The sequence below is a fragment of the Vibrio sp. Vb1980 genome (genome assembly GCF_033338615.1).
In the GTDB taxonomy this organism is placed as follows: domain Bacteria; phylum Pseudomonadota; class Gammaproteobacteria; order Enterobacterales; family Vibrionaceae; genus Vibrio; species Vibrio alginolyticus.
The window spans coordinates 452758-471628 of record NZ_JAWOSZ010000002.1 but is presented as its reverse complement, the minus strand read 5'-3'; the positions used below and the strand labels follow the sequence as shown (position 1 = coordinate 471628).

The window sequence follows — 18871 nt, the reverse complement described above, 5'->3', positions numbered from 1 at the left end:
AACGGCAGGTTTGCGGTCACAAACTACCAGTCACAGAGAGCAAAACACATTAGAAATGGTAAAAACACATAGCCCGCTATTATTTAGCGGGCTTTATTTATCTTCGGTTAAATGGTTAATCTCTCAACCATTGATGCTCAACGTTTTCTCCACGTTCTTCAAAAAACTTCGCATTTTTTTGCTTGAATTGATCCGCTTTCAACTCTGATAGCGGCCAGTCTAAAAATGCTTCTGTTACAAACGAGTCGCCGACACCAACCTCAATCGATTCCAGATGTTTCCCGATGTAGCGATAAAAGTAGCCTTGCCCAAACGCATCGCACACCATAGGTACATGCCTAACACGTTGATGATTGACAGAGACCGAAGCCCAAGTTGTCGTTTTAGGTTCACAGGTTTGCTCTTTTACAACGTCAACCTCAAATTTATTGTCCATAGTTGTCGAAACAAAAACGACAATAGCGTCATGCAAATACACACGCCTGAGCAATAACTGTTTAGTGTCTTGAGTTCGCGTTTGTTGTATTCCATTAGCAAAAGGCTCGAAGTAGCCCCAGTGCCAAGACCAGATCATGCCGCGTTGCGCAAACTGTACTTGTGGCCACGTATGCCAAGCAACAGCGGCACCTATCCCCACAATAAATACAGCGAGTAGTATCAACAATCGATAAATATTACGCATTAAACGGGTTTTTCAATTAATAACTTCACACCAAGTGCGACTAATACTGCGCCCGTCGCGCCTTCCATCCACTTCATAAAGCTTGCATTCTTTAGTAGATTTTTAGCCGAGTTAAGCGCGCCAGCTAAACCACACTGCCAAACCATCGCAATAGCAAAGTGTACAGATGCCATCATCATTGATTGAAGCAAGGGTGAACCTTCTGGATTCACAAACTGTGGCAAGAAAGCCAAATAGAAGACCGCCGTTTTCGGGTTCAAGACGTTAGAAAGAAAGCCCTCTCTAAAAGAGCGCTTACCATTAAACACTTCGTGAATCTGCTCGGTCACGGTCAATCCATCTTTCGACGACATTAGCGCTTTTAAACTGCTCAAACCAAGCCAGATAAGATAAGCTGCGCCAATCATTTTTACGATTTGGAACAACTCTGCTGATTGCGCAAGAATCGCCGAGATACCAACCGCAGAAAAAAAAGCATGTACGAATAAGCCAAAGCAAATCCCTAGACTGGTTGTACATCCATCTTTTAGGCCCGATCGGCTAGTGTTACGGATAACAAGTGCAGTATCTAAACCTGGCGTTAACGTTAAAATCGTAATGGCAATAATAAATGCCTCGAAATTCAAAATATCCATATTATCGTGATAATTAATTGTCAATCCTTCATCAATACCGCCAATCCACAAGATTCGCAAGCTTCTTTTTTAAGAGAGCTATACAACTGGGTGAGTTTATGGACAATGGGTTGGAGTTAATTGTTAATTATTAGTAAATTAACGCAGGTTGCTTAGTGCAACACCATATGAAGGACCCGTTATCGGGTGTTTAGGGAAAGAACAAAAGAATAAGAGTAGTCACATGAACGCATTTACAAAACTCGTTGAACATTCCAAAAAAGTGGCAAATTTTGAGCATCTATCAGCCATCATAGATTGGGATCAAGCGGCGGTCATGCCACCTGGTGGCGCTGAAGCACGCTCGAATGCCACGGCAGAGCTCGATGTACATATCCATTCTTTAATGACTCAACCGCACTTGGGAGAGCTTTTCGCTCAGGCAGAAGAAGAGACGCTGTCTACAAAAGAAAAATCTATCCTAAGAGAAATGAAGCGTGGGTGGCAGCAAGCTAACTTACTACCAGAATCATTAGTTCAAGCTCAATCTCTTGCTGGCTCCAAATGTGAACATGCATGGCGTACGCAACGTGGAGAAAATGACTGGGCTGGTTTTGAAAAGAACTGGGCTGAAGTCGTAAAGCTATCGCAGGAAGAAGCGCAAATTAGAGCCGAAGCAAATGGCACGACTCCTTATGATGCCATGCTCGATGTTTATGAACCTGGCACAACGTCTGCGTCGTTAGACATTCTTTTTGCTGACGTGAAAACCTGGCTTCCTACTTTGATCGATGAAGCGCTTGAAAAACAACAATCAGACAACATCTTATTGCCAACTGCACACTACCCTGCGGAAAAGCAAAAAGCGCTCGGTTTGGAAGTCATGAAGCTACTTCAATTCGATTTTGAACACGGTCGACTTGATGAGAGTACCCACCCATTTTGTGGCGGTGTACCGACAGATGTGCGTATTACGACACGTTATAATGAAAACGAGTTTGTCCAATCATTGATGGGGATTGTCCACGAAACTGGCCATGCTCGATACGAGCAAGGGCTACCAAAAGATTTATCAGGAACACCCGCGGGAGAAGCTCGCTCTATGGGTATTCATGAATCACAATCACTCTTCTTTGAAATGCAAATAGGACGAAGCAGCGCGTTTATCGATCACCTCGCTCGACTGGCTTCTAACCATTTTTCTGGTAGTGAATTCGAAAAAGACAATTTAGCCAAAATTTACACTCGCGTAGAAAAAGGCTTTATTCGCGTAGATGCTGACGAACTAACATATCCTGCTCACGTTATCCTTCGATATGAAATTGAGCGAGATCTCATGAACGGCGTCATCAAACATACAGATGTACCAGAACTCTGGAACGAAAAGATGAAAGCGTACTTGGGGCTATCAACCGAAGGAAACTTCAAAAATGGCTGTATGCAAGATATCCATTGGACAGACGGAAGTTTTGGCTATTTCCCGTCCTACACGCTCGGTGCGATGTACGCTGCACAATTTATGGCAGCAATGAAACAAACCGTCGATGTAGATGCGGTTATTCGTTCTGGCGACTTAGCTCCGATATTCAATTGGCTCTCGGAAAACATCTGGAGTAAAGGTAGCTTATTCACCACTGATGAGTTGGTAAAACAAGCCACGGGTGAAACACTGAATGCTAAACACTTTCAAGCTCACCTAAAAGATCGCTACTTATAAAGCGAAAAGAATAGAAAGTAAAAGCCCAAGGTTCGTATGTTCCTTGGGCTTTTTGTAGGCTCTCTATGTGTTATGCCAAGCTAGGGATGAGCCTAGGCTTGTACAAACAGTCCTCACCCTCTGGTCTAGTTTTAAACCGACGATGAAGCCACATATACTGGCTCGGACTTGCCATGATTGATGTTTCAACTATTTGATTCACGAATGCGGCGGCACGTTGATGATCCTCTTTCGGGAAACCTTCGACGGGCGCACTAATGGTTAGGGTATAGTGTCCGTCTTTTCCTCTTACCATCGTAAAAGGCACAATGGCGCAATCTGTAGAATCAACCAACAAACTTGTACCTGTCGTAGTACAAGCATTTTTAACGGCAAATAACGGTGCAAATGTCGAGCGTCGGTTACCATAATCATGGTCCGGTGCATACCAAACCCGCTCACCCGTTTTAAGTGCTTCAAGCATGGCTTTGACGTTTTTACGATCAATCAGTGTACGATTAGAGCGAGAGCGTCCCTTATACTGAAAATAATCAAAGCACGGATTATTGTTTGGGCGATAAACACCGGTTCCAGACTTTTTAATGCCAAAAGCTCGAGCACCTAACTCTAGATTCATTGAGTGTACGGCCAACATTAATGCACCTTTGCCTGACTTCTCTAAAGCCTCTAGATGCTCCATGCCTTTTATCGTGACGTGTTTGTTTACCCGTTTATCTGACCAAAACCATGCCATCGCGGTCTCAAAAAGTGCGATGCCAGTATTGTCGATGTTGTCTTTTAGAATTGCTTCGCGTTGGCATTCTTCCATATGAGGGAAGCAAAGCTCAAGATTGCGTCTGATAGTAACTTGACGTTTTCTCATGATTCGCATAGCTAAACGACCAATGTTGCGTCCCAAAGCTAGTTGAACTTTAAAAGGAAGGAGGCTAAGTAAGTACATCACGCTAATGATAATTAACGTTCCCCAGTAACGAGGCAAAAGAAATTCGGCCTTGAATGCAGGCTTTTTGTATTTGTTCATGTAAGTATTGTCAGATGTGCCCATCTATAAGTGATAAAAACAATGATAATGGACTGCACTTTTATCATTGATAACGCTAATAACATAAATTAAAGCGCGCGGATTCTATGGTTCTTCGACACACTACACAATAAGAACTTTGCAGAAATATGTAGGGAATGAAAAAGCAGTAAAGATGAGTCGCCACGTTAACATCTATCGGAGTGATTTATCTACTGCCCTTTCCTAAAGTTTGAAGAAACATAACTTTGTATTTTCAATGCGCTAAATAATGCCTGTTTTTCAATCACATAATGCGACCGTGATGAATACAACAATAAGACGTCATATCAATACTCGCCATTAGCGATTGAATTTGTACTAAAAAGCCGCAGCAATTTCTCGCTGCGGCTTCTTATTCACTTAACAAGTAGAGTGGCGTTATTCGTGCCCTACTGTTTTGGATAATAAATTTACGATCAACACACCAGCGATGATAAACCCAATACCAACTAGGGCTGGTAAGTCTAGACGCTGTCCGTAAACAAAGTAACCAACCGTCGCAACCAAAACGATCCCAGCACCACTCCATATGGCATAAACAACCCCGACAGGCATTGTTTGCACTGTGACGGAAAGCAAGAAGAAAGCGATGCCGTAACCAATCAAAACGACTGTGCTCGGCATTACTTTCGTAAATTGCTCTGTTTTGGGAATATAAGAAGTGGCAATCACTTCACATACAATCGCTATCGACAGCGCCAACATTGGTGGCATAGAGACAAGCATTTTGAACATAAGGCATTAACGCTCAACAGAAATGTAACCGACAACATGTCCGGATAATTAGGCCGCGCATTATACCCAACTCATCTCACGATGGAATACCACTAACGATGTTTACACACCATCACTTTCGCTTACTTTTTGATGACCAGGTGAAAGGCTGACGTTTTGGTGCTGACGAGAAATTTCAAAGTAGATATGCATATCAATCGGCTCAGGTGTATTGAGTAGCATCTTACCTACTTCACGTTGGAAATGACCATAATTACCTAGCTCATCCGTTAGTTCTAGGAGCTCGTAAGAGGCTTCATCGGCAAACATTCCATACGCATACTGATAATGACTGATATCCTTGCTCTTATCATAACCCAGCTTTTGAAGAGCTTGATCAATCTCTTCCGGCGTATAAATGTCTTTATCACCAAACGAATGCAGTAGCACGCAAGGAACTTCTTGAGCTATGCTCTGAATCTTTGTCTTTCTCTTGAAAATACCGAACATAATGTCCTCCACTGACGATGTTTCCAAATATGCACATTAATGCAAAATGGTGAGCTGATTGTTTTTAGTATGGCTCATTAATTTGAGACTTCCTTAATACGAAGTCACCTTCACATATTAACGTGATCGCATAATTACCAGCAAATAGTACACACTGCGTTTCAAACCTATCTCATCAGAAACTCTGCTTTAGTCACAATTGTGTGACAACCCCGAGTACGGTTTACCATAATGTAAAGAGTAGATTGAAAAGTCGGATTTCGTATCGACATCTAAACTTAATTAAGTTAGCTTTAGAAGTATAGACGTCTAGATTGACTATACTTAGGGAGAGAAAGTCGTGCCAATTAGAATTCCAGATCAATTACCAGCTACCGATGTATTAAGGACAGAAAACATCTTCGTGATGAGTGAAACGCGTGCAGCGAGTCAGGAAATACGTCCTTTAAGAGTACTGATCCTTAATCTGATGCCAAAAAAAATAGAGACTGAAACTCAGTTTCTGCGTCTACTCTCAAACAGCCCACTACAGGTTAACGTCGAATTACTGCGCATTGATAACCGCCCGAGTAAAAATACGCCAACTGAACATTTAGACACGTTTTATCGCCAATTTGAAATGGTGCGAGATAAAAACTTCGATGGCATGATCATTACTGGGGCTCCATTAGGTTTGGTGCAATTTGAAGATGTCATTTATTGGGATCATCTCAAAACCATCATGGAGTGGGCAAAAGATCATGTGACATCCACTCTTTATGTTTGCTGGGCTGCGCAAGCAGGGTTAAAGCTACTCTACGATCTACCTAAAAAAACGCGTAAAGAAAAACTTTCAGGCGTGTATCATCATCAAATCCATCATCAATTTCACCCTATCTTACGCGGATTTGATGACACGTTTTTGGCTCCTCACTCGCGTTACGCAGATTTTTCGCCTCACTTTCTAGAAGAGCATACTGACTTAGACATTTTAGCGACATCGGATGTCGCAGGTGTGTACTTGGCCACCACAAAAGACAAACGCAATGTCTTTGTCACAGGACACCCTGAGTATGATTCTCACACCTTACATAATGAATATATCCGAGATTTAAGCGAAGGTATGGAGCCCGCTATTCCTGTCAACTATTACCCAAACAACAACCCAGATAACCCACCAATTGCAAGCTGGAGAAGCCATGGACACCTCCTCTTTTTAAACTGGCTGAACTACTGTGTTTATCAGCAAACACCGTACGACCTCGATCACTTCAGTGAAGATGCTTTCACTAAAGACGATTAGCTTCAAAATAAGCAAACAAAGCACTCATCATTACCGAAATGTAATATGTGAACCAAGCCGCCATATGGCGGCTTTTTCATAACAGTTTGCAAACCTGATCGCATAGTGTTTTTTCCTCAATAGGCTTTTGCTAAGTAATTCATATCATGCAGAAAGATTCAGGGATGTAGGGATAAAGAATGAAAACAGCAAAGCTCGGTGCACTAATATTATTGTCTCAGTTTGCACTCGTGGGTTGCGTGACGGTGAAAGAAGATGGAAGCCCTGTCGTTAAAGCCGATCCTGTGGCAATGGCAGAATCACGTATCGCACTTGGCTTAGGTTATTTAGACGGCGGTAACATGATTCGCGCGCACGATAACTTACAACAAGCCTTAAACCACGCACCTCAATACTATCGCGCGCAATTATCTATGGCTCACTACTACGAAACGGTTGGTGAAGATATTAAAGCCGAACAGATGTATAAACGCTCTCTACGCCAACACACTAAAAACGGAAATGTGCTCAATAACTACGGTACTTTTCTTTGCAAGCGAGGTGACTTCGAAAAAGCCGATCAGATGTTTAATCGAGCCATTGAGCAGCCTTATTACTACCTTATTCCAGCGAGCTATGAGAATGCAGCTTTTTGTGCGCTAAAATCACAAGATAAAGACAAAGCGAGATACTACTTTACTAGAGCTATCGATCATGATCCCCATAGACCAAAATCGATTTTGCAACTCGCTAAAATAGAAATTGATAGCGGTGATTATACTGAAGCTAGAATTCGATTAATGAGATTCAATCAAATGTATGGCGTGAAGAAGCCCTCTTTGCAACTCATGATTCAACTTGAACGTGCAGCAGGCAATGAAGCTCTCGAGAAAAAGTATCAAAAACAATTGGAAAAATTTTCTTAGTACAAAATAGCGATACATAAGGCGCATTAGCTCACAGCCAATACAGCGCTTGACCAAGAATCCAGTGAATTCAGACTCACGGTGATACATTCATTCTGTACATAAACGTCAAATTCGGTACTATTTGAACGGAATAAGTGACCAAGTCACATTATAAAAAGTGCGCACACAACGAAATTTGTACATCATACTGTTTTTAAGATTGATTTCGGCACATTGATAAATACTAAATATTACTGACATGCACCAGAAGGAAGTTGAAGCCGGATGAAACCTGCCTGCACTCTGTTATTACTCACTTTGCTGAGTTCACCTTTTGTCGTCAGTGCACAAGAAAATATTGAGAAAACATTCACATTTGGCATTGTGTCCAATAAAGCCCAAAGCAAAATCAAAAAAGCGACGCCCCTTACTCAGTATGTAACTGAAAATATGGCTGAATATGGTTACGCAAAAGGGGCGGTAAAGGTATTTAAAAATTATCGTCAGCTCGCGGTTGCGCTTGAAAATGGCACCGTTCAAATTGCAACGGCGACCCCCTTTAATGCGATGACCTTAGAAAAGCAGTCTAATAGCCAAGTCCTTGCTATACGATGGAAAAAAGGCCTGCAAAAATATCATACGGTGTTCTTTACTAATAAAGAGAGTGGCATTGAGTCACTTTCTGACCTGCGCGGAAAAACGCTTGTTTTCGAAAAGCGCACGTCTACCAGCAGCTATTACCTACCTGCGATTACATTGCTGAATCACGGAGAAAAACTGCAATACCTTCCCTCTCCTGATGACAAACCGGCCAAAGACAGCATTGGTTATTTATTCCTTGATGAGCAACTCGCTCAGTCAAATGAAATCAACCTATCTGTATGGGTATATAAACAGAGAGTTGCAGCAGGAGCATTCAGTAACTTCAACTGGAACAATCCCAAAGATTTGCCAGAGAACATGAAAGACAAACTAGCGATTTTTTCTCGTTCTGTTGAAATACCCAGGGATTTGATTCTCGCTTCTCCAAGCATGAGCCTAGAGCAACAGCGTAAAATCACGTCCATACTGCTTGATATGGATACAACTCACGAAGGCTCTCTCGCACTTAAAAAGTTTCAGAACACCAAAAAATTCAGCGCACTTACTCCAGAAATGCGAGCCTCCTTAAGTACAGTGCGCAAGTCAGTTCACTTGTTACCGAAGGTGGATTGATGTTTCAAAAGCTCTCACTCGAAACCAAATACATTTGCTCGACAATGTTCGTTGTCTTGTTTGTTGTGGTGATAAATCTTGCGTTATACATGCACGGTTACGATGCGTATTCAAATAGCTTAACTCAACAAATCACGAACAACTCTCAAGAAAAAACCGAATCTTACGTTAAGCAAAAAGGGTTGGTTTATGCAGAGCTATTATCAAAACAGCTTTTTGATCCACTCTATACAGACAATATCAGTCAAGCGTATGAGCAAATTAAGGCAACATTGAGCCAGCCAGATGTCTCGAAAATACATGTTGTTGACAATGAAGGGCTAATCTTTCACGACGGTACTACTCAGCTAAGGATGTTTGCCCAACCTCATTACCGCTCTCCTTTTATTTTGAAAGCAATAGAAGAATCCAGAACTCTCGTTTCCTTTTCCAAGCATCAGTTGGAGATCGCAGCGCCGATTCAGCAATCAAACATTACTCTTGGGGCGGTATATCTTGAGCTTAACTTGATACATCTACTGGAAGAGAAAGAACAGAACATTGAACAAGTCCAAGCGATTACCTCAAACGATAAACAGAAGATGTTTAACTTGCTGCTAACGATCAGTGGGATATCCGTTCTATTCGGTAGCATCATCGCTTATGCTTTGGGGCGGTCGTTAACTAAGCCACTCAAGCAACTAAAAGATCAATTTTCAGAGTCAAATACCCAAGCGCTGCCAGTCACCGACATACAAAGCAAAGATGAAGTGGGAGAACTTATTTCGGCGTACAACAAAATGTCAAACAAAGTGAACCGATACACCAGCCGAGTTGAGTTCATGGCATACCACGATATTCTGACTTCCCTGCCAAACCGAGAAAAGTTACTCATTGATATTCAAACGCAAATAACTGACCACAAATCTCCCTCACTTGCGGTTGTGTTTATTGACTTGGATGACTTTAAGCACATTAACGATAACTACGGACATAACATTGGGGATAAATTGCTAGGCCATCTTGCTTCAGAGCTTCAAGGCCGTTTGCCGAGTTATTTTAAGCCGCTTTACCGCCTTTCTACCATCGTAAGTCGAGTAGGTGCGGACGAATTTGTACTGGCCTTTCCGTGCTCGGACAATCATGAAGCTAGAGAAAAAGCGCACGCTATTCATCGCCAACTACTCTCTCCCTTTAGTTTGGAAGAGAACGATATTCAAATTACGGCAAGCCTCGGAGTTGCTGTGTATCCAGAATTTGGTTCAAACGCTGAGTCTCTTTTACAGCTTTCTTCTCTTGCGGCGCAGGAATCCAAAAGACGCGGTAAAGACATTATGACGATATACGATTCCACGTTTGATGAAACGATTAAACAACGTTTATACATAGAACGAGAACTGCGTCGTTCAGTACGTGATTTGTCTCAATTCGAGCTGTGGTATCAACCACAATTTGATCTAAAAACCTATCGCCTAATTGGGGTCGAAGCATTGGTTAGGTCGAATCATCCCGAGAAAGGTTATATCAGTCCAGAATCGTTTATCCCGATCGCAGAACAAAGTGATTTAATATTGGAGCTTGGAGAACATATCATTGAGACGGCAGTTGCTCAGCGGGCAATGTGGGCAGAACATTTCGGTACTGATTTTCACATCGCATTAAACTTGTCCCCAAGACAAATCTATCGCCAAGATTTAAGTCAATTATTTTCTAAGTATTTACAACGACATGATGTCGCCCCTCAAACCATTCATGTTGAAGTGACAGAGTCACTTTTTATTGATGATACAGAGAAAGCTCAATATGTGCTTAAAAAACTACAAAGTATCGGAGTGGAAGTTTGGCTAGATGACTTTGGCACAGGATATTCTGCCCTTGCCTACCTGCAACATATGGCTTTTGACGGGCTCAAGATTGATCGTTCATTTATCGCTCAAATCCGAAAAAGCGATCAAGACGATTCATTAGTTCGCGCGATTGTATCCATGGCTCACAACCTAAGAATGAAAGTAGTAGCCGAAGGCGTAGAAACTCAAACTCAACTCACACGAATGGAGTCTCTCCACTGTGACGTCGTACAAGGTTTTTTCTTAGGTAGACCTGTACCTGCCGAGGAATTGATTGCATTTGAATACCAACGAGGGAGTGGCGCTCAAAGCGTCAATCACTTTGCTTAGAACGCCGTTTTGTTAACTATTGCCGCTTAGCGCGTTAGTACTCGTAATGCAATATCGGTCACACTTCCCCCACCCATTAATATGAATTTTCTCTTAAAATCTAACATCTGAGATAAATAAACTACACTTTTCATATCAACTTCTTGGATATGGAAATGCGCGTGGTAGGAATCTTTTCTTGGAACAACCTGTCGGTAAAACAAAAGCTATTTGGGTTGGTTTTGCTGCCAATTTTATTGTTGCTTGTCCTCGCGGGTAAACATGTACAAAGCCTTTCTATCCAGGCTCAGGAACTACAAAAAGCACAGTTATTCTCTGTCTACATCGACCGCGTATCTTCGCTTTATCACCTACCGAATAACCCTGATGTAATAGATAAGCAACTAAAAACTCAGCAGATATCTCAATTGTTACGCGACACCGCTGCACCAGTATTCGGTGAAAACGCTGAGATACTAAACCAGTTGATAAGCTTTGAGGAAGCAACCCTCTCGATGCTCTCTTCGCAAAATCAAGAAGAAAAGTTAGATGCAGCAGAGTGGCGCGCTGATACGTTCAAAGAAATCCTCATGAGCTTAGACAAAGTCTATTTTAGAAATGTGAGTTATGAAACAAACACTCACCTTTCTTCTTTGATGCAACTTGAATGGTTGATGTTTTGGTCCACTGAAGAGCATAGATTAAGCGAATATTTGATTCGATCTTCAGAGGAAAATAACGAGTATGACCTCACAACACAGGCTTCTATCCAATCTTTAATCCAGAACCAACAACTATTTCTAGAGCGTTTTGTGACGCTAAATGCCAATCAACAACAAGTAGATCTGCTCATTGAGACGTTTACGGGTGAAGTCTTTATCAAAAGCCAAGAGTTTCGTGCTTATTTATTGCAACCAGCTCAACTCAAATCATTAACCCCGGATGAGATTGATGCGGGGTTATCTGCACTCAACAAACGCTTATCGTTATTACAAAGTGTTGACGACAAAATGGAACAACAGCTGAGTGATGATATATCAAAGACAATCAACACGACGACACAGCGCCGCTTTACCTTTATCGCAATGATGAGCCTTTTAACGCTGTTGGTCGTAAGTTTAACGCTAAGATTGGTGCGAAAAGTTACTGGAAACTTGAATCTAGTCCTCAAATTTCTCAGTAACGAAAGCAATGAACAAAGTAACACTGAAAATTCACCTCTTGCTCAACTAATAAAGGGTAAAGACGAGCTGAGTAAGTTTGCTCGAGAGGTAAAAAAGCTTAGTGATGAGCGGATGTTGTCCAGACTAAAGCTCACACAAGCTAAAGAAGATGCAGAACAAGCAAAAGATGATGCAATTAAGGCGAGTAAAGCCAAAAGTAGCTTTTTGGCCAACATGTCCCACGAGATCCGCACGCCGCTAAATGGCGTTATTGGCATCTCTGAAGTGTTATCCGATACTTCCCTGACTGCCACACAACGCGATTACGTCGACACGATTGAAACCTCCTCCCAACTGCTTTTGAGTTTAATTAATGACGTTCTAGACTTCTCAAAAATTGAATCTGGGATGTTGCTCATTAGCCCACATTCAACTTGTGTTCGAGAGTCTATCTATGACATTGCTTCTATCATTTCACCGAAAGCAAAGGAAAAAGGCATCGATGTGCAAGTCAACATTAGCCGTAACACGCCTTACCACGTAATGTTGGATGACCATCGTATACGCCAAGTTGTCATGAACTTCATGTCTAACGCGGTAAAATTTACCGAACAAGGCAGTGTAGAGCTATCGGTCATCACCCGCGAAATTAAAAATGGTGAAGCGGTCATCGAGTTTTCCGTTAAAGATTCTGGGATTGGTATTGATGCCCAGCAGCAAAAGAAAATATTTGCTCCATTTGCCCAAGAGGATAACTCTACTACCCGACAATTTGGGGGAACTGGACTTGGGCTTGCCATTAGCACGCAATTAGTTGAGCTAATGGGTGGAGAAATTCAACTTGAATCCGAGAAAGGTAAAGGCAGTCGCTTCTTCTTTGAACTAACTGCTCCTGTTGTGACGCAAGAGTTTAACGCTTATCACGCTCTGAATCACAACGATATATGGATTGTATGCAGCAGTACTCAACTAGAACAAAAACTGCGTAACGAGTTAAGTTTTTTCAACATCAATATAACGCAGTCAGTAGATACCTTAAGTGCGTTGCCAACGTGGATTGATAACGAGCGCGTTATCGTTATTCATGTAGAAGCATCACCAAATGCAGCGGCGATGCATATCGATGAGATAGAAAGCCTTTGTAAACGAAACATTCGTGTCTGCCTCATCAAGCACCTTCATAGCCCACAATTCGACTTTAGAAACAGTATCAGCGCCTTGGTCACTCAGCCACTACTAGGGCAGCGCTTAATTAAAGCACTTGAAAGTTGTGCGGCAAATTTCTCGCACGCACAACAAGAGAGCACTTCAGCGCAACATGTTAAATCTCTGCCGAAAATTTTGGTCGTTGATGACAATACGGTCAATCAAAAAATCGCGGGGCTACACGTCACAAAAGCTGGCTTCGACTTTGATGTCGCAGTAAACGGACAAGAAGCGGTTGAGAAATTTCAACAGAATCAGTACAGCCTAATTTTAATGGACTGCATGATGCCCGTAATGGATGGATTTGAAGCCACCCAAATAATTCGTCAAATAGAAGTAAAAGAAAAACGCGCTTTCAGAATTCCGATTATTGCTCTAACGGCAAGTGTGGTCGATGACGATATACAAAAATGCTTTGACGTTGGAATGGATGACTATGTGCCCAAACCGTTTAAAGCAGGGTTGCTTAAAGAGAAGTTAGATAAGGCAATTGGGTTACGTGTTTCCAACACGACGCATGCTGAACCACACCAAGAGAACACTACTCCCGATACAACTCATGAACTACCTGCAAGTTCTAAGCAACCAGAAGCAACGGTAACGCCTATTCGCTCCGAACGTATCTTGCTTGTCGAAGATAATAGAGTAAACCAGAAAGTGGCTTCTCTATTGCTATCTAAAGCAGGTTATCAATTCGAAGTCGCTGAAAACGGGCAAATTGCAGTCGAAATGTTCCAAAAAGATGGAAAGTTTGATGTTATTTTGATGGATTGCATGATGCCCATAATGGATGGGTTCGAAGCTTCTAGGCAAATTAGAGCTTATGAAGCGAGTAAAGGATTAGCTAAGACGCCCATTATCGCATTAACAGCAAGCGTCGTTGATGATGATATTCAACGCTGCTTTGATTCAGGAATGGATGCCTACGTACCAAAGCCTGTGCGCAAAGAAAAACTGTTGTATCAAATTGAACAAGCAATGTAGGTGGATTCTATGAGTAGAAATCATTCTCGCGTTGCTTTTCCTTTGCGTTACATAAAACGCTATCTGTTTATTCTGATTGCCCTTCTTTCATTAAATTGCCAAGCTCTCGCTGCAGAGAGCTACGCCGTTTTCTCATTTAATGACGAATTCTCTCCGCTCGCTGTCAATAAAGCGCGAAAGTTGTACAGAGGGAAGACGCAACTTTTACAAGGCCAGCGAATTGAACTCTCTGACTGGCCTGTGACATCAACAGAAAGAGCTGAGTTCTATCGTTATCTTCTCAACAAAAATTTAGCGCAAATGAACGCGCATTGGGCAAGCTTGTCTTTTTCAGGTAAAGCTAGACCGCCAAAAGTGATTGCACGCTCCAGCATTGATGACCTCATAGCATGGATGCAAGAGAAGCCGAATAGAATTGGTTATGCCCCAACATCGAGCGTCCCAAGTAATGCTCATGTTTTATGTGTGGTTAGCTCGGAGAATTGATATGAAAAAATATTTAACCATGTTATCGCTGAGTATCGCGACCTTTCCGAGCTCAGCCACGATTGAGCTAACAGAACAACTTTCTTTAAGTGGTTTTGGCTCTACGTCGTGGGCAAAATCCGATAACCCAACTACGGTACTAGTTAACCGCTTTATTGGCGATGAATCTTGTTTCGATTGCGATACCACTTTCGGCATGCAGCTCGATTATTTTCACAAGGCATTTCGGGCATCCGCACAAGTCGTAAAGCGCCCGCAAGACCATTGGAGCTCGCCTCAGCTCGAGTGGGCGTATTTGGCTTATACCTATAAAAACATAGAAATACGAGGAGGACGCTTAAGACTGCCACTGTTTTTGATGTCTGAGTACAACTATGTCGGCCACGCTTTTACCCAAGCCCGCCCACCGAATGAGGTATATGACAGCATTCTAGGTATCACGGCTTATAACGGCCTATCTGCACGCTGGATTCATGACCTCAATGAGCAAGTCGTACTTACCGCCATGCCGTTTGTCGGGTTTAAAGACAATAGTGACGTAACCATCAATGAACGTACTGAATTGGAAATTGAGTCAAACAACACTGCAGGGATGAACTTAACGCTAAGCGGAGAGAGTTATCGTTGGAATTTTTCCTACCTCCACGGCGATTATGATCAAACAACGACGCTCTCTAACATTGAGCAATCCACTCCCGGTGGCGGAACCACAATCATTGACCGTCTAGTTGAAACAGAAAAAAACAACACGATCGATCTGTTTTCTCTAGGGTTAAGATACGAGCTCGATAACATTGTGATTATGGCAGAAGGACAGACCAGCAATCTTTCCTCATCTTGGTACGCGACAACAAGTTATAATGTAAACAAGCTAACTCCTTATATTGTTTACGGTCAGCAGTTTAATAGTCGGGATAAAAAAAGTGGAGACAGTTTCTTACTCGGATTGAGATACGACCTAGATTACAACGTTTCCCTAAACGCAGAATGGCAAAGGTTCAACGCCTACAATAATAGCTCTGGCGCGTTTTCATCAGCCCCAAAGGATGACAGTGCGAGCCTTTATACGCTAATGCTCAACTTCGTTTTTTAATGTTTCTTACAGTACCAATTTCCACAACGCTAGGGGCTGTTGCATTAAGAAGGCTTTTTGCAACACGTAACTAAACGCTAAACGACTGGAAGGGGTAAAATCGAACAGTTCAGATAGGTAAGTGGCAATCCAAACACAGACAAAGGTTACTCTATTTCGGTTTGTTTTGATTGTCTTTTAACCGCTTTTCTTTGCGTCGCAGTGCCCGGAAAAACTTTGACTCTTCGTGGTACCAACCAAGGACACTAATTGGAAAGCCCACGAGCATCATAATAAAAACATCCGCAGGGAGTTGTTCCCAAATGTCGCTTAAAGAATGCAGCTCTCCAAAAATGAACAAACCGATGACTTTACCAAGCAGTAATGCACAACAAATCATAAAGAAGGACTTTAATATATAGTGCCATTTGCCTTTTTTACGCTCTTCTCTCCAATAAGCATATTTATATTGTCGGTCGTACATTCATCCCCCTAAAGTAAACTTGCCGTAAGTTTAAGTATCTCGATAGCGTAAAGTGCGTTGGCACCTCTTTAATCATAGTGCGTATCTAAAGTGAATGCTTGTCGTGGCAATAAGAAGGAGAGGTATTCTGTAGTAAGAGCTACATAATCTCTGAACGTTATATGTCTTGTGTCATTCGGATGATGCCTGATTTTGCTTATCGCTAGTGTTTTCTGAACACCCAAATCGGGCCGATGAGTAGAAACTGTAAATCCTCAAAAAACGACGGTTTTTTACCTTCAATCTTGTGACCGATAAATTGCAATATCCACAATACACCAAACAAGAGCATAGAAATATGCAGAACGGGCAACATCAATACCTCTAGAGACCAAATAAGGCCAATGCACGCTAATGTGTAGCCGATCATCATCATGAATACGCTCAGAGACAAACGAAAATAGAAAACCCAAGTGGGGATCACCGCTACCCAAACCCAATTAAGTTCGAAGCCTAATAATGAAATCTGGGGAATCGACCAAATAAGTCCAACCACAGAAAGGTAAATACCTGGAACTGCGATTGTGTGAATCTTTTGGTTGATAGGGTTTTGGTGACTCTCCCCGTATTCTTTTAGCCATTCAGATAATGCTCGCATATCATTCCCCTTTTCCACCTTCTTATTCTTATATAGCCCGAGGATGAAAAAGGTGCGAATTTTTCCGTAAAGGCTACGAGCAACGAGCGACAAAACAACAGAGGCCAGTGCGTTGCCGATTACTCACCAAGCAACGCTCGTTGTGCTTTCGGCAGCTTGGCAACGACAAGAGCATAAGAGCGTTCACACAAATCTTGAATCAACCCATCCTCGACATCACCGTTAAAATAAACCGTTATCCAATGACGCTTATTTAAGTGATAACCCGGGATAATGTCCGTAAACTGCGACGTTAAGACTTCTCCATCTTCTGGTTTTACTTTTACGCTGACATACTCCCGACCTTTTCTCTCTGCAATGATGGCAAACATCTTGCCTTTGATTTTGTAAACAAGCGCTTCAGGCCCAAATGGGAAATCGCTTTCTGCACACATGAAGGTACTTAAGTATTGTTCTAGTTCTTTGCTTTTCATATCCCCTGCCTCCTTCTGCGTTCTCATTCAAATTGTGGCAATAGCAATTTTAACGCCTGGTTAACCTGCTCTTTTTCATTGCCTTCTAAACCATGCAATAACGATTGCTGAACGTCTACATGCTCCAAAATTAGCTTGTCAATTAAGGTTAAGCCTTGCTCTGTTAGTTCAACGGTGACGCTACGTCGGTCTTCTTTGCTATGGGTTCTGGTAATAAACCCTTTCTTCTCTAGTTTATCTAAGCGATTAGTCATCGCACCCGAAGTGAGCATCATCGACTCTATTAACGCTGAGGGAGTAAGACAATATGGTGAACCAGCTCGACGCAGTGTCGCTAACACATCAAATTCACCCATTTTCAGGTCGTACTTCTTATGTAGCTCGGCGACCCTAGATTCCATGTGTTTTGCAATTCGCATTAGTCGACCCATTATTGCCATCGGTTCAGTGTCGAGGTCTGGCTTCTCCCTAGCCCACTGCTCTACCACTCTATCAATTGCATCCATTATTTCTCTCCAAACATCATATATTTTTTATTTTAACATAAAGATACTTTACAAAAAGCCACCTTGCCGATATCGTTACATTTAATTATCTCTACATAAAGATATTTAACATGAACATTTTACTTGCGATGATTCCTGCCTTTTTTTGGGGGACGACTTACGCTGTTACTCAGTTTACTCTACCGGACTGGCCTCCCGTTTTACTTGGCGCTCTAAGGGCACTGCCTGCGGGTCTTTTGTTGCTGGCAATAAAGCCCTCGTTTCCAAAAAGAAGTGAGTGGAAAGTGCTGCTTGTTTTAGGAACCATCAACATCGCTTGCTTCTTTGGTCTCATTTTTGTCATGGCGTTGACGCTTCCTTCTGCCATCTCTGGTGTTGGTATGGTTTCGGTCCCCGTTTTTGCGATGCTGTTTGGTTGGGCGGTCTACAAACGTCAGCCTAGTGGCATTCAAGCTATAAGCGGCGCAACTTTGATTGCTTTAGCTTGGTTCTTATTTGATCCTAGCTCTATTTCTCTCGAACCCGTGGGCTTACTTGCGATGATCTCCGCCATTATGTGCATCGTGATAGGAAGTAGCGTAACAAAGTCACTAGGTACAAAAATGCACTGGTGGACAGTGCTAACATGGCAGCTCATTTTGGGTGGCGTGATTATGTCTATCGCAACAAGTGTGCTGGCGATAAACAATCCAGAGCCATATGTTACGGTCGTTCAGGACGTATCCATGACGAATATTCTAGGGTTACTGTGGGTAATTATTCTGAACACCGCATTAGGGTATGGCATGTATGTATGGTTATTACAGCGGATGTCGGTCGTAGATTTTACCTTTGGCGGTATTGCAAACCCAGTCGCAGGCATTGTTTCGGGCCTACTGCTATTGGGGGAAACGTTCACTCCTCTGCAATACAGCTTAATGCTAGGAATGATCGTAATGTCATTACTACCTCAGCTCATTACGTCAATCAAAACGAAAAGAGCCGCACTCTCCTCCTAAGTAACGTTAATTCCTAACACTCTAGAAGTAATGAGAGTGTTAG

Annotated in this window: 18 protein-coding genes; 9 read left to right on the top strand and 9 right to left on the bottom strand. The window is 42.3% G+C overall.

The features are described from left to right. Nucleotides 1–115: 115 nt before the first annotated feature. Together R7F64_RS05360 and R7F64_RS05355 are read right to left on the bottom strand one after the other, a co-directional pair. Nucleotides 116–682 carry a hypothetical protein gene (locus R7F64_RS05360; RefSeq protein WP_005385713.1) on the bottom strand — a complete coding sequence of 189 codons (567 nt, stop codon included), beginning with the start codon at nucleotides 680–682 and terminating at the stop codon, nucleotides 116–118. Further along, complete coding sequence (locus tag R7F64_RS05355; protein WP_017820932.1) at nucleotides 682–1317, bottom strand: LysE family translocator; 636 nt, start codon at nucleotides 1315–1317, stop codon at nucleotides 682–684. The genes R7F64_RS05360 and R7F64_RS05355 overlap by 1 nt, the downstream gene beginning before the upstream one ends. A 223-nt stretch (nucleotides 1318–1540) precedes the next feature. On the opposite strand from R7F64_RS05355, the gene R7F64_RS05350 reads away from it, so the two are divergent. After that, nucleotides 1541–3013 (top strand): carboxypeptidase M32, encoded by a 1473-nt coding sequence (locus tag R7F64_RS05350; protein WP_005377788.1) that lies wholly within the window; start codon nucleotides 1541–1543, stop codon nucleotides 3011–3013. 70 nt (nucleotides 3014–3083) lie between these two features. On the opposite strand, the gene R7F64_RS05345 is transcribed toward R7F64_RS05350, so the two are convergent. The 3 genes from R7F64_RS05345 to R7F64_RS05335 all read right to left on the bottom strand — a co-directional run bounded on the left by R7F64_RS05345 (nucleotide 3084) and on the right by R7F64_RS05335 (nucleotide 5300). Next, the gene (locus tag R7F64_RS05345; RefSeq protein ID WP_054576479.1) at nucleotides 3084–4034 is read right to left on the bottom strand and encodes an LpxL/LpxP family Kdo(2)-lipid IV(A) lauroyl/palmitoleoyl acyltransferase; all 951 of its coding nucleotides are present in this window, start codon (nucleotides 4032–4034) and stop codon (nucleotides 3084–3086) included. Nucleotides 4035–4454: 420 nt separating this feature from the next. Further along, nucleotides 4455–4790 (bottom strand): DMT family transporter, encoded by a 336-nt coding sequence (locus R7F64_RS05340; RefSeq protein WP_069593657.1) that lies wholly within the window; start codon nucleotides 4788–4790, stop codon nucleotides 4455–4457. 123 nt (nucleotides 4791–4913) lie between these two features. Next, nucleotides 4914–5300, bottom strand: a complete 387-nt coding sequence (locus R7F64_RS05335) for a DUF6559 family protein (protein WP_005377791.1) — start codon at nucleotides 5298–5300, stop codon at nucleotides 4914–4916. Between the two features lie 340 nt (nucleotides 5301–5640). On the opposite strand from R7F64_RS05335, the gene metA reads away from it, so the two are divergent. From metA to R7F64_RS05300, 7 genes are all read left to right on the top strand, one after another. Beyond that, nucleotides 5641–6582, top strand: a complete 942-nt coding sequence (metA, locus tag R7F64_RS05330) for a homoserine O-acetyltransferase MetA (protein WP_005377792.1) — start codon at nucleotides 5641–5643, stop codon at nucleotides 6580–6582. Nucleotides 6583–6761: 179 nt separating this feature from the next. Next, complete coding sequence (gene pilW / locus R7F64_RS05325) at nucleotides 6762–7487, top strand: type IV pilus biogenesis/stability protein PilW (protein WP_017820928.1); 726 nt, start codon at nucleotides 6762–6764, stop codon at nucleotides 7485–7487. Between the two features lie 267 nt (nucleotides 7488–7754). Then, a complete protein-coding gene (locus R7F64_RS05320; RefSeq protein WP_054577884.1) occupies nucleotides 7755–8684 on the top strand; it encodes a phosphate/phosphite/phosphonate ABC transporter substrate-binding protein in 930 nt (309 codons plus the stop codon). Further along, a complete protein-coding gene (locus R7F64_RS05315; RefSeq protein WP_318071504.1) occupies nucleotides 8684–10840 on the top strand; it encodes an EAL domain-containing protein in 2157 nt (718 codons plus the stop codon). The genes R7F64_RS05320 and R7F64_RS05315 overlap by 1 nt, the downstream gene beginning before the upstream one ends. 155 nt (nucleotides 10841–10995) lie before the next feature. Continuing rightward, on the top strand, nucleotides 10996–14172 hold the full coding sequence (locus R7F64_RS05310) for a response regulator (RefSeq protein ID WP_081008261.1): 3177 nt from the start codon (nucleotides 10996–10998) through the stop codon (nucleotides 14170–14172). Between the two features lie 9 nt (nucleotides 14173–14181). After that, the gene (locus tag R7F64_RS05305; protein ID WP_318071503.1) at nucleotides 14182–14658 is read left to right on the top strand and encodes a hypothetical protein; all 477 of its coding nucleotides are present in this window, start codon (nucleotides 14182–14184) and stop codon (nucleotides 14656–14658) included. A 1-nt stretch (nucleotide 14659) separates the two neighbouring features. After that, nucleotides 14660–15751 (top strand): hypothetical protein, encoded by a 1092-nt coding sequence (locus tag R7F64_RS05300; protein ID WP_054577886.1) that lies wholly within the window; start codon nucleotides 14660–14662, stop codon nucleotides 15749–15751. Nucleotides 15752–15902: 151 nt separating this feature from the next. Here R7F64_RS05300 and R7F64_RS05295 read toward each other — a convergent pair whose 3' ends face one another. The 4 genes from R7F64_RS05295 to R7F64_RS05280 form a co-directional block, all read right to left on the bottom strand. Next, entirely contained in the window at nucleotides 15903–16214 is a 312-nt protein-coding gene (locus R7F64_RS05295; protein ID WP_054577887.1) for a hypothetical protein, read from the bottom strand. A gap of 202 nt (nucleotides 16215–16416) precedes the next feature. Next, complete coding sequence (locus tag R7F64_RS05290) at nucleotides 16417–16851, bottom strand: DUF962 domain-containing protein (protein WP_005377800.1); 435 nt, start codon at nucleotides 16849–16851, stop codon at nucleotides 16417–16419. 119 nt (nucleotides 16852–16970) lie between these two features. After that, nucleotides 16971–17324 (bottom strand): MmcQ/YjbR family DNA-binding protein, encoded by a 354-nt coding sequence (locus tag R7F64_RS05285; RefSeq protein ID WP_054577888.1) that lies wholly within the window; start codon nucleotides 17322–17324, stop codon nucleotides 16971–16973. A 23-nt stretch (nucleotides 17325–17347) separates the two neighbouring features. Then, nucleotides 17348–17830, bottom strand: coding sequence for a MarR family winged helix-turn-helix transcriptional regulator (locus tag R7F64_RS05280; protein ID WP_017633984.1), 483 nt, complete (start codon nucleotides 17828–17830; stop codon nucleotides 17348–17350). A gap of 110 nt (nucleotides 17831–17940) precedes the next feature. On the opposite strand from R7F64_RS05280, the gene R7F64_RS05275 reads away from it, so the two are divergent. Further along, the gene (locus R7F64_RS05275) at nucleotides 17941–18828 is read left to right on the top strand and encodes a DMT family transporter (protein WP_064353868.1); all 888 of its coding nucleotides are present in this window, start codon (nucleotides 17941–17943) and stop codon (nucleotides 18826–18828) included. Nucleotides 18829–18871: the final 43 nt, after the last annotated feature.